The sequence below is a fragment of the Pseudomonas sp. OVF7 genome (genome assembly GCF_030644265.1).
Lineage (GTDB): Bacteria > Pseudomonadota > Gammaproteobacteria > Pseudomonadales > Pseudomonadaceae > Aquipseudomonas > Aquipseudomonas gorinensis.
On sequence record NZ_CP128996.1, the window covers coordinates 339441 to 351613 of the forward strand.

Annotated in this window: 9 protein-coding genes; 3 read left to right on the forward strand and 6 right to left on the reverse strand. The window is 61.5% G+C overall.

Annotation, left to right across the window (positions count from 1 at the left end):
* Nucleotides 1–125: 125 nt before the first annotated feature.
* Nucleotides 126–608, reverse strand: coding sequence for a sn-glycerol-3-phosphate transporter (locus QU606_RS01510; protein ID WP_304998051.1), 483 nt, complete (start codon nt 606–608; stop codon nt 126–128).
* Between the two features lie 329 nt (nt 609–937).
* On the opposite strand from QU606_RS01510, the gene QU606_RS01515 reads away from it, so the two are divergent.
* A complete protein-coding gene (locus tag QU606_RS01515; protein WP_168233039.1) occupies nt 938–3325 on the forward strand; it encodes a TonB-dependent siderophore receptor in 2388 nt (795 codons plus the stop codon).
* Nucleotides 3326–3365: 40 nt separating this feature from the next.
* Nucleotides 3366–4019: a gamma-glutamylcyclotransferase gene (locus QU606_RS01520; protein ID WP_024078013.1), complete on the forward strand. Its 654-nt coding sequence runs from the start codon at nt 3366–3368 to the stop codon at nt 4017–4019.
* Here the strand turns inward: QU606_RS01520 and glpT are convergent.
* Both glpT and QU606_RS01530 read right to left on the reverse strand, forming a co-directional pair.
* Nucleotides 4016–5353 carry a glycerol-3-phosphate transporter gene (gene glpT / locus QU606_RS01525; protein WP_024078012.1) on the reverse strand — a complete coding sequence of 446 codons (1338 nt, stop codon included), beginning with the start codon at nt 5351–5353 and terminating at the stop codon, nt 4016–4018. The two genes, QU606_RS01520 and glpT, sit on opposite strands and share 4 nt — an antisense overlap.
* A 294-nt stretch (nt 5354–5647) precedes the next feature.
* Nucleotides 5648–6625 (reverse strand): NADPH:quinone oxidoreductase family protein, encoded by a 978-nt coding sequence (locus QU606_RS01530; RefSeq protein ID WP_069077247.1) that lies wholly within the window; start codon nt 6623–6625, stop codon nt 5648–5650.
* 150 nt (nt 6626–6775) lie between these two features.
* Here QU606_RS01530 and QU606_RS01535 point away from each other — a divergent pair, with 150 nt between their 5' ends.
* The gene (locus tag QU606_RS01535; RefSeq protein ID WP_024078010.1) at nt 6776–7183 is read left to right on the forward strand and encodes a flagellar basal body-associated protein FliL; all 408 of its coding nucleotides are present in this window, start codon (nt 6776–6778) and stop codon (nt 7181–7183) included.
* 63 nt (nt 7184–7246) lie between these two features.
* Here the strand turns inward: QU606_RS01535 and QU606_RS01540 are convergent, their stop codons facing one another.
* From QU606_RS01540 to QU606_RS01550, 3 genes are read right to left on the reverse strand one after another with little or no spacing between them, the layout of a single operon-like run.
* Entirely contained in the window at nt 7247–8365 is a 1119-nt protein-coding gene (locus QU606_RS01540; RefSeq protein WP_024078009.1) for an ABC transporter permease, read from the reverse strand.
* Nucleotides 8365–11082, reverse strand: coding sequence for a ribosome-associated ATPase/putative transporter RbbA (gene rbbA, locus QU606_RS01545; RefSeq protein ID WP_304998052.1), 2718 nt, complete (start codon nt 11080–11082; stop codon nt 8365–8367). Before rbbA ends, QU606_RS01540 begins: the two co-directional genes overlap by 1 nt.
* Entirely contained in the window at nt 11079–12044 is a 966-nt protein-coding gene (locus QU606_RS01550) for an HlyD family secretion protein (protein ID WP_024078007.1), read from the reverse strand. The genes rbbA and QU606_RS01550 overlap by 4 nt, the downstream gene beginning before the upstream one ends.
* Nucleotides 12045–12173 lie beyond the last annotated feature (129 nt).

Genomic DNA, 12173 nt, shown 5'->3' on the forward strand with positions numbered 1-12173 from the left:
GATCAAACGGTGGGAGGGGCGGTGCGACGATTCGCCTTGCTCCCATAGCGGTGTATCAGTCCAAATGAGCTGGCTGGCACTTCCCTATCGGGAGCAAGCCACCCGCCACAATGGTTTGTGCCGGCTCAGAATCGTACTCCGGTCGTCACCATCGCCGCATTGAACCCCAGCAATACCAGTTCCGCCGCCACCGGCCCGTAATGGGCGCCCACGGACGGAATGATCACCGGCGCCACGCCAAAACGGTTCAACGGGATCTTGTCGCGATATTCGCCGCGATAACCCTGGATCGCCCCGCCTGTCAGTTTCACATACACCGGATAGTCAGCCATGTCATAGCGCTTGCCCGCGTAGACGTAGTACGAGCGCTGGCTGAACGAGTTGCGAAACGTCGCGCCGCCATATACCAGGCCTGACGGCTCATTGCGTTCCAGCCCGATCAAGTCTTGCTGGTTATTGTGGTCCGGGTCCGGCGCGAAATGGCGGGTGTAGACACTGGTCTGCGCATACCAGAAGCCATCGTCGTCATTGGCGGGCGGCGCTTCGGCAGCGAGGGCCGAGGCGGCCTGGGCCAGGAACAGCAGGCCGGGCAGTCGATATTTTTTCATGGAGGCGACCTCGATAGTCGGTGTGAGAGGCGGCTAAGTGGGTCGTGATGTGCACGCTATTTTGACGGCTTGACGTGCGCCCAGGCTGAACCGGGGCTGAAAGTAGCGGGATTGCTGCCCTGAATCCTGACGAAAGGGCGGAGGGGCTTATACTTTTGCTTATTCTTTTAAGGTATTTAATTTATTTGATAGATATCTTTAAGCTATATATAAACGGACTACCGAACGACAGACACTAACCAATCACTGACCGCCACCGCCCGCCAGCCGGATCGATCGTACGCACTCAGCGCAATGAAGTTCTGAGTGTTGATTCCAAGGGGAGCGGTATGGGGAGCTACAAGAAACACGCGCTGTACTCAGCGATTTTGTCGGCCAATTTGCTGACCGCTGTGGGATTCAATCCAGTCCAGGCGGCTGAAACGCCTGCCGCCGATGTACCCAAACTCGACACGGTGATCGTCACCGGTACCCGTGCCCAGGAGCGCACGGCCAGCGCTTCACTGTCGCCTATCGATGTGATTTCCGGCGAGACCCTACGCAGTACCGGCTCCGATGAGCTGGGGGCGGTGCTGGCGCGCCTGATTCCGTCGATCAACTTCCCTCGCCCAAGCCTGGTGGACGGTGCCGAGCTGGTACGACCTGCACAGTTGCGCGGCCTGTCGCCGGACCAGGTGCTGGTGCTGGTCAACGGCAAGCGCCGCCACACCAGTGCGTTCGTCAACCTGGGCGGTGCGGTAGGGCGTGGTTCGGCCCCGGCGGATTTGAATGCGATCCCGCTGTCGGCGGTGGATCATATCGAAGTGCTGCGTGACGGCGCTTCCGCGCGCTACGGCTCCGATGCCATCGCGGGTGTGATCAACGTGATCCTCAAGCACGCTGACCATGGCGGCTCGATCTCCACCAAGTTTGGCGAATACAAGAAGGGCGATGGCATCCAGCGCAATATCAGCGGCAACACTGGCCTGGCTTTGGGTGACAACGGCTTTATCAACCTCTCGGCCGAAGGTGCCGACAACGACTACACCAACCGCGCCGGGAATGATTTCCGGCCGGGCAGCGTGGGTTCCACCACCTACGGCCAGCGCGTGTTCCGACAAGGCGAGCCGGCGACCAATGAAGGCAAATTGCAGTTCAACTCCGAATATTCCTTCAACGATGCGGCCGAGTTCTACTCTTTCGGCGGTTACAGCAAGCGACGCGGCGAGACGGCAGCGTTCTACCGGGCGAGCAATGCGTCCAACAACATCCCGGCGCTCAACCCCAACGGCTACCTGCCGCTGATCAAAGGCGACCTGGAGGACACCTCACTGGTGGTGGGCCTGCGCGGTTTGCTGGCCTACGACTGGCATTACGACTTCTCGGCCAATTACGGCAAGAACCAGTACGCGCTGAGCACCGAAACCATCAACACCTCCCTGGGCCTGGCCACGCCGCGCAAGTTCGATAACGGCACGTTGAGCAACGACCAGAAGCAAATCAGCCTGGACCTGTCTCGCGAGTTCGACGTGGGTTGGCTGCCTTACCCGGTGTCCGTGGCGTTTGGTGGTGAATACTTGCACCAGGGGTATGAAATCGAGGCGGGAGAGCCCGCCTCTTATTACCAGACCGGCAGCTCGGGGTTAGGTGGCTTTCGTGATGCTGATGCGGGCACCAGCACACGGCATAACTGGGCACAGTACCTGGACCTGGAAACCAACTTCACCGAAAAACTCAGTGCCTCGGCTGCCGTGCGCCATGAGGACTACAGCGACTTTGGCTCCAATGTCAGCGGCTCGCTGTCAGCGCGTTACGACTTCACCCCGCAAGTCGCGGTGCGCGGCAGTATTTCCAATGGTTTCCGCGCACCGTCCCTGGCCCAGCAGAACTTTGCCTACACCTCCTCGCAGTTGATCGGCAGTACGATCCAGGAAGCCGGCACCTTCCCGGCCAACAGCCAGGTGGCCCGTCTGCTCGGTGCCGAAGACCTCAAGGCCGAGAAATCGCGCAACTACAGCCTCGGCCTGGTACTGGAACCGGCCGATGACTTGACCGTGACGCTGGACGTGTACCGCATCGATATCCGTGACCGCATCAGCCTTTCGTCCAACCTGAACCTCAACCCGGCGGCGATTGCTTACCTGCAGGCCAATGGCGTGGGCAATATCAACTACACCAGTGCGCGGTACTTCACCAATGCCACCGACACCAGCACCGATGGCGTCGACCTGGTGGCCAACTATCGCTATCAACTCGATAACGGCATCCGCTGGAACAGCACCGTGGGCTACAACTACAACCACACCAAGGTCACCGACGTGAAAGCCAACCCGGCCGTCCTCGATAGCCTGGGGGTGAACCTGCTGCGGGTGGACCGTCGCGAGCGCATCGGTTTGCTCGGCGACACCACGCCCCAGCACAAACTGAGCCTGGGTAACGACTTCACCTTCGGCCGGTGGGCGTTGCACAGCAACCTGGTGCGCTATGGTGAATTCACCAGTTACCAGGCCGACAAGGTCAACGACCAGACCTTCAAGGCGGCCTGGGTGCTCGACCTGTCGGTGGACTACAAGCTGAAGAACTGGACCTTCACCCTGGGCGGCGACAACGTTACGGATAAATACCCGGAGAAGGTCAACGCCTTCGCCAGCAGTGGTGGCAATTTGGCCTATAGCACTTTTTCGCCATACGGTTACAGCGGCGCGTTCTATTACGGTAAAGTTGCTTACAACTGGTAACAGCTTTTCGCAGCAACACAGGAGACCTAAGCGATCCGCCATGACCGTTATTGAAACCGATCTTTTGCAATTGGCTTACCCTCCGCGGCTCGATCTGGGGCCGCAACTCACTCACGAACAGTTGATGAGCTCAATGCAGGCCACCATGGCCAGGCATAAGGGTGGGCCGGTCTGGTTATTCGCTTATGGTTCGCTGATCTGGCGCCCTGAGTGCTCCTCGACCGAGCGCGTGCGGGCACGGGTCCACGGTTATCACCGGGGCCTGTACCTGTGGTCCCACGAGCATCGGGGTACACCGGAACTACCAGGGTTGGTGTTCGGGCTGGATCGGGGCGGTTCGTGCAGCGGGTTTGCCTATCGCCTGCCGGAAGATCAGCTGGAGGCCTCGCTTTATGCCCTGTGGCAGCGCGAGATGCCATACCCCTCCTACCGGCCGCACTGGCTCAGTTGCCGTCTGGAAGATGGCAGCCAGGTACAGGCGTTAGGGTTTGTCTTGGAGCGGCATTTACCCAGCTACGCCGGCAACTTGCCCGATATCGTACTCAATCACGTATTGCAAAGCGCTTGCGGGCGTTACGGCACTACGCGCGATTATGTCGAGCAGACCGTCAACGCCCTGCGTAGCCACGCCATGCCAGACAAGAATCTGGAGGCGCGGCTCAAGCGTTGTGCCAAGGATTGCTCAGGTGATTAACGCGCCGAGCTGACGCTGTTGGTGTGCCACAAGGTTGGGATCAGGAAGGCGATGGCCAGCAGGCACGCGCCGATCAACAGCACAAAGCCACCGTCCCAGCCGAAATGGTCCACCGTGTAACCCATGGCCGCGCTCGCCGCCACCGAACCGCCCAGGTAACCGAACAGGCCGGTGAAGCCCGCTGCCGTACCGGCGGCTTTCTTCGGCGCCAGTTCCAGCGCCTGCAGGCCGATCAGCATCACCGGGCCGTAGATCAGGAAGCCGATGGAGAACAGCGCGATCATATCGACCATCGGGTTGCCCGGCGGGTTGAGCCAGTAGACCAGGGTGGCCAAGGTTACCAACGTCATGAACACGATGCCGGTCAGGCCTCGGTTACCGCGGAAAATCTTGTCCGACATCCAGCCGCACAACAGCGTGCCTGGAATACCGGCCCATTCGTAGAAGAAGTACGCCCAGGACGACTTGTCGACCGTGAAGTGCTTGGCTTCTTTCAAGTAGGTTGGCGCCCAGTCCAGTACGCCATAGCGCAGCAGGTAGACGAACACGTTGGCGAAGGCGATGTACCACAGCATTTTGTTGCGCAGCACGTACTTGACGAAGATTTCCTTGGCGCTGAATTCGTCTTCGTGGCTGGCGTCGTAGCCTTCCGGGTAGTCGTTCTTGTACTGCTCGATCGGCGGCAGGCCAACCGATTGCGGGGTGTCGCGCATGGTGATGAAGGCAAACGCCGCCACCAGCAACGCTACGGTTGCCGGCACATAGAACGCCGCATGCCAGTCGTTGAACCAGGCCATGCCCAACAGGAACAGCGGGCCGATCAGGCCTCCGCCGACGTTATGCGCGACGTTCCAGACCGAGACTACGCGGCCGCGTTCTTTTTGCGACCACCAGTGCACCATGGTGCGTCCGCTTGGCGGCCAGCCCATGCCCTGGGCCCAGCCATTGATGAACAGCAGAATGAACATCATGGTCACGCTGGACGTTGCCCAAGGTGCGAAACCGAAAATGAACATCACCCCCGCCGATACCAGCAGGCCGAAGGGCAGGAAGTAGCGCGGGTTGGAGCGGTCGGACACCAGGCCCATCAGGAACTTGGACAAGCCGTAGGCAATCGCGATGGCCGACATTGCCAGGCCCAGTTCGCCACGGGTGTAACCCTCGTCGATCAGGTAAGGCATGGCCAGGGAGAAGTTCTTGCGCAGCAGGTAGTACCCGGCGTATCCGAAGAAAATACCGGCGAAGATCTGCCAGCGCAGTCGTCGGTAGGTACTGTCTATTTTTTCTTCAGGCAGGGGTGCCTGGTGCGCGGCAGGACGAAAAAAAGCAAACATTCAAGAGCTCCAGATTTCTTGTTTTGACTGCGGATGCGAATGTTACAGTTTCGTTACCGAAAATAGCATCGCGTCTTATGTGCAAACACAAGAAAACAGAGCAAGCGCGTGTTCTCTTACGAACATGTCGATAATCGATACGTGGTGGTCGTTTAGCGCTTCTCAGACCAATGCAGAGCAAATGTGGGAGGGGGCTTGCCCCCGATGGCGGTGACTCAGTCAACAGTTGCATCAACTGACCCACAGCAATCGGGGGCAAGCCCCCTCCCACACTGATCGCATTTCAAGTGGCTATCAGCGGGTCTGGACGACGACCTTGCCGACCGCCTTGCGCTGGCCGAGATCATTGATCGCCTGTGCGGCTTGTTCCAGCGGATACACCTGCGACACCAGCGGCTTGAGCTTGCCCTCGGCGTACCAGGCAAACAACTGGTGGAAGTTCGCCGCATTATCCTGCGGCTGGCGCTGGGCGAACGAGCCCCAGAACACCCCAACCACCGCCGCACCTTTGAGCAGCGCCAGGTTCACCGGTAGCTCCGGAATGCGCCCACTGGCAAACCCCACGACCAGCAGGCGGCCGTTCCAGGCGATTGCGCGGATGGCCTGGTCAAACAGGTCGCCACCCACCGGGTCGTAGATCACATCGGCGCCGTTGCCATCGGTCAGGCGCTTGATCTCGTCTTTCAGGCTGGCTTCGCTGTAATTGATCAGTTCATCGGCGCCGGCCGCCTTGGCCACCGCGAGCTTGTCGGCGCTGCTGGCGGCGGCGATCACGCGCGCGCCCATGGCCTTGCCAATTTCCACGGCGGCCAGGCCCACGCCGCCGGAGGCGCCGAGCACCAGCAGGGTTTCGCCAGGTTGCAGGTTGGCCCGTTGTTTCAGGGCGTGCATCGACGTGCCGTAGGTCATGCTGAACGCGGCTGCGGTGTTGAAGTCCATGCTCGGCGGGATCGGCAGCACGTTATAGCCGGGTACGGCGACCTGTTCGGCAAAGCTGCCCCAGCCTGTCAGCGCCATGACCCGGTCGCCGACCTTCAGGTGGCTGACCTTTTCGCCCACTTCACTGACCACCCCCGCCGCTTCGCCGCCCGGCGAGAACGGGAAAGGCGGCTTGAACTGGTATTTGCCCTCAATGATCAAGGTATCCGGGAAGTTGACCCCGGCCGCGTGCACGTCCAGCAGGATTTCGTTCTTCTTGATCGCCGGGCTGGGGATCTCTTCCAGCACCAGGGTTTCGGCAGGGCCGAAGGCTTTGCACAGCACAGCTTTCATCGGACTATTCCTTTTGGCGTCGTGGCCGATAAGTGTAGGAGGGTACGCCCGGGGGTCAACGAGCATGCCCTGGCCTGATAAGTCGCCATAAGCTTGTGCTCAGCCTTGCTAGCGTTATGCTACCTGGCAATCGAATGTGAGGAATGAACTGTGAAAGCGTGGATCCCGTTGATGCTGGCCCTGACCTTGCCGATGGCAGCCCAGGCCGAAGAAGCCAAAGAAGGTGAGGCACCGAAGGTCAGCTATATCAGCCTGACTCCGCCGTTCGTGGGCAACTATGGCCTGGATGGCACGGCAAAGCTCAAGGTGTACAAGGCCGACATCGCCCTGCGCGTCACCGGCCCCGAAGCGGCGGCGCTGGTCAAATCCAACGATGCATTGATTCGCAACCAGTTGGTGGCACTGTTCACCCAGCAGACCAACGAGACCATGAGCAGTGTCGAAGGCAAGGAAAAGCTGCGCCAGGAAGCACTCAAGCAAACCCAGCAAGTGATGAGCGACGAAACCGGCAAACCGGTGGTGGAAGACCTGCTGTTCAATAACCTCATCATCCAGTAACTGTGGCGATCGCGCTTACTGTGGCGAGCCGGCTGACCACAACAAGAAGCCCGCTCGCCACGCTCAGGAGGCCAGGCTTTTCCTGAACCGCGCCAACGCCACGGCAAAGAACAGCAGGCCGATCCCTGCCAGCGCCAGCAGGTCCGGCCACACCACGCTAGCGCCCGCATCGCGGAACAGGATCGCTGCGCTCAGGCTCACAAAGTGCGTCGACGGCGAAGCCTGCATCACCCACTGCAACCACTCGGGCATGCTGTCCAGCGGGGTACTGCCGCCGGAAAGCAGCAGCATCGGGATGATCACCGGGATCGCCAGCAAGCCGAACTGAGGCGTCGAGCGGGCGAGGGTGGCGAGGAAGATGCCCAGGGCCGTGCTGGCAAACAGGTACAGCGCGGTCACGAACAGAAATAACGCCAGCGAGCCGGCCAGCGGTACGCCGAGCAAGCCCTTGACCACCACTTCCAGGGATAGCCAGGTACACAGCACGACCACCAGCATGTTGCTCCAGATTTTCGCCAGCATGATTTCCAGTGCTGTCAGCGGCAGTACCAGCAAGTGGTCGAGGGTGCCGTGTTCACGCTCGCGCAGCAGGGCGGTGCCGGTGAGCACGATGGCGAGGATGGTGATGTTGTTGACGATCTGGATCACCGCCAGGAACCAGCCACCCTCCAGGTTGGTATTGAACAGCGCCCGGGTGGTCAGTTGCGCTGGCGCTTTCGCGGCGCTATCCGCCTGGCCGCTGTAGGTGAGCAACTCGCGCTGGAAAATCCGGCCGATGTAGCCGGCGCCCATAAAGGCCTGGCTCATCGCCGTGGCGTCGACGTTCACCTGTACGGCGGGCTGTCGACCGGCCAACAGGTCGGCCTGGAAGTTCGCCGGTACGTTGATCACGAAGGTGTACTGGCCGCTGTCCATGACCTTGTCCAACTGGTCGTACGCCAACGGTGCGGGTGGCTGGAACTCGGGCGGTTGCAGCGCTTCGGCCATCTGTCGCGAGAGCGGGCTGTGGTCTTCGTCGACAAATGCCACGCTGGCATGGTGCACCCCAATCACCGAGCCCGCGGCGGGCATATAGATCGCCACCGTGAAGGCGTAGAACAGAAACAGCAGCAACACACTGTCGTGGCGCAGGCTGGTCAGCTCCTTGATCCCCAGGCGCAGGATATGCGCAAACTTGTGCATCAGGCCTCCTGCTTCTTGAGCATGATCAGGCTCAGTCCGGTAAAACCGAGGAAAAATCCGAACAGCGCCAGGCACTGTGGCCACAACTGGCGCAAGTCCAGGGCCTTGGTGAAGGTGCCCACCGCAATATCGAGAAAGTGCCCCGCCGGAAACAGCATGCCCATCACCGCCGCCGCGCCCTCCAGGGACGAGCGCGGCACGATCAGCCCGGAGAACTGGATGGTCGGCAGGCTGGTGATGATCATGGTGCCGAGGATCGCCGCGATCTGGGTGCGCGTGAATGCGGAAATCAGCAGGCCCATGCTGGTGGTGGCGAGCACGTACAGCAGGCCGCCAAACGCCAGGGTCAGGGCGCTGCCCTTGAACGGCACGCCGAACAGCCAGCGGTTCATCGCCACCAGTACAGCCAGGTTCACCAGGCTCACTGCCAGGTAGGGCGCCTGTTTGCCCAGCAAAAACTCCAGGCGGGTCAGGGGCGTGGCATAGAAGTTGGTGATCGAGCCCAGCTCCTTCTCGCGCACGATGCCCAGGGCCGTCAGCATGGCCGGTATAAAGGCCAGGATCAGCGCCATGACGCCCGGGCCGATGGCATTTACGCTGACCACGTCCTGGTTATAGCGGAAGCGGGTTTCCAACTTGGCGGCAGCTTGTGTGTTCGAGGGCGAGCTGCTCAGTTCGGCCAGTTGTTCGAGGTTGCCCTGGTGCACGGCCTCGACATAGTTGCGGCTGGTTTCCGCGCGAAACGGCATGCCGCCGTCGAGCCACGCGGCCACGGTGGGCTGGCGACCGGCGTAAAGATCACGACCAAAGCCCGGCGGGATTTCCAGCGCCAGTTTGATTTCCGAGCGTTGCAGGCGCCGGTGCAGTTCGTTGGCATCCTGGATTGGCGTTTGCTCGGCGAAATAGCGCGAGCTGCGAAAGGCTTCCAGGTAGGCACGGCTTTGCGGGGTCTGGTCCTGGTCGTAGACGGCAAAGGCGAGGTTTTCCACATCCAGGGAAATGCCGTAGCCGAAGATCACCATCATGAACATCGCCCCGAGCAGGGCGAAGGCCATGCGCACCTTGTCGCGCAAGAGTTCCTTGCCTTCGCGACTGGCCACGGCCAGTAGGCGCGCCAGGCTGAACCCGCGCTTGCTCACAGGCGGTGCAGTGGTTTCGCTGACGGTGGCGGTAGGCGCCGTCGGTTCCGGTTCGCCCTGGGCTTGCTCCAGGCACGTGACAAACGCGGCTTCAAGGGTGTCGCCGTGGAACTGCTGTTGCAGCGCGTCGGGCGTGTCGCAGGCCAGCACCTTGCCCGCATGCATCAGGGAGATGCGGTCGCAGCGCTGGGCTTCGTTCATAAAGTGAGTGGACAGGAAGATCGTCACCCCCTGTTCGCGCGATAGCTCGATCAGCAACCGCCAGAAATCATCCCGCGCCGCTGGGTCTACGCCTGAGGTCGGTTCATCGAGGATCAGCACCTCGGGGCGATGCAGCACCGCCACGGCCAGCGACAACCGTTGGCGCAGGCCAAGGGGCAGTTCACCGGACGGCTGCTCGGCGACTTCGCCCAGGTCGAAGCGCTGGATCAGTTCGTCGATCCGCGCGCCACTGTCGGCCTTGGGCAAGTCGAACAACTGCGCATGCAACACCAGGTTCTGGCGCACGCTGAGTTCGCCATACAGTGAGAAGCTCTGCGACATGAAGCCCACGCGCTTGCGGGTGGCCAGGTCCTTGGCGTTCACCGGGTTGCCCAGCAACGTGGCACTGCCTTCGGTGGCCGGCATCAGGCCGGTGAGGACCTTCATGGTGGTGGTCTTGCCGCAACCGTTTGAACCGAGGAAACCGAAGATCTCGCCCCGGCCAATAGCGAAGCTGACCTTGTTGACTGCCGTGAAGTCGCCGAAGCGCAGGGTCAGGTCGTGGGCTTCGATGGCGATATCGGTGTTGGCGCTTGCCCTGGGCGGGATCACCAGTGGCTGGTTGTTGTGGGCGCTGTCGCCCTGGAAGTGGGTGAAGGCTTCATCCAGTTTTCCGCTGGGTGTGGCCGCCGCCAGTTCGCTGCTAAGCCCGTTGGCGATCAGTTTGCCGCGATCGAGCATCAGGCAATGTTCGAACTGCTCGGCCTCCTCCATGTAGGCCGTGGCCACCAGCAGGGTCAGTTGCGGGCGCTCGGCACGTACGGTATCGACCAGTTCCCAGAAGCGTCTACGCGACAGCGGGTCGACGCCAGTGGTGGGCTCGTCAAGGATCAGCAGGTCCGGGTCGTGGATCAGTGCGCAGCACAGGCCGAGCTTCTGTTTCATCCCGCCCGAGAGTTTGCCGGCCGGGCGCTCGGCGAAACGGGCGAGGTCGGTGGCCAGCAGCAGGTTGTGCATGCGCTGGTCGCAGTCGGCTTTCGACAGGCCAAACAGCGTGGCGAAGAAGCGGATGTTTTCGCTGATGGACAACTCGGGATACAGGTTGCCGCCCAGGCCCTGGGGCATAAAGGCGATGCGCGGGTACAGGCTGTTGCGATGGCGGCGGTCGGCGATGGAGCCGCCGAGCACCTCCAGTTGGCCTTCCTGAAGGTGTTTAACCCCGGCGATCAAGCCCAGCAGGCTCGACTTGCCCGCGCCATCCGGGCCTATCAGCCCGCAGCGCGTACCGGCGGGCAGGCTGAAGGCGATGTCGATCAGCGCCTGTTGCTTGCCATAGCGGTGCTGAACACCTGTGGCGTGCAGCGCCAGGTCGGTCATTTCAGGTTGGCCGGCCAGTCGATGTCAGCCGTACGCACATAGCCGGCACCGGGCATGCCGGGCTTGGCCTGCGGCACGGCGCTGGGTTGGGTCAGGCGCAGTTTGACGCGGAATACCAGTTTCTGGCGTTCGTCGCGGGTTTCCACTTCCTTGGGCGTGAATTGCGATTTGGCCGCGACAAAGCTGATTTTGGCCGGCAGCGGTTGGTCGGGGAGTGCATCGAGGAGGATGCGCGCATCGCTGCCGACGGTCAGGCGGCCGGTCACAGAGGCGGGCAAGTAGAGGTTCATGTATTGATCTTGTGGGTCGATCAGCAGCAACACGCGCCCACCGGCGGCGAGCACTTCGCCCGGTTCAGCCAGGCGTAGCTGGATAATGCCGTCGATGGGCGCGCGCAGGCTGCTGTCATCGATTTCGCTGGTGAGTTGCGCCACCTGGGCTTCGGCGGCGCCGATGGCCGCCTTGACCGAATTGACCTGGGCTTGGGCCGCGACTACGGCCGCATTGCCGGTATTCTGGCGAGCCTGCTGCTGGTCGATCAGTTGGCTGCTGGCAAAGCCGCGCGCGTATAGCTCCTGCGTACGCTTGAGCTCCTGATGGGCCAACAGTTGCTCGCTTTGGCGCAGTTGCACATTGGCTTCGGCAGCGGCGAAGTTTTCCTTGGCGCGCAGCACCTCGGCTTCAGCCTGGGCGCGCTGGGCCTCCAGGGTTCGGGTGTCCATGCGCGCCAGCAGTTGGCCCTTGAGCACCTTGTCGCCTTCATCCACGCGCACTTCGGCGAGGCGCCCGGGTATCTTGGCGGCAATCTGCACCTCAGTGGATTCCAGGCGACCGTTGCCCATGCTCAAGCCTTCGGGCAGGCGGTCCTGGGTGGATTTCCAGTAACCGAAGCCGCCGGCGGCGAGCAGCAACACAATCAGGAGCGAGGCAAACAGCTGGGAGGTGCGATGGTTCGTCGACATGAATGCATCCTGCGGCGTTAGCGTCCTAGTTTGACCGGCCTTGCCTCAGAAGGCGTTGATACCGATCAAATGAACTGAAGGAGCGAGCTGGCTCGCGAAAAATGTAAACGATAACGCGACCAGCCTGGA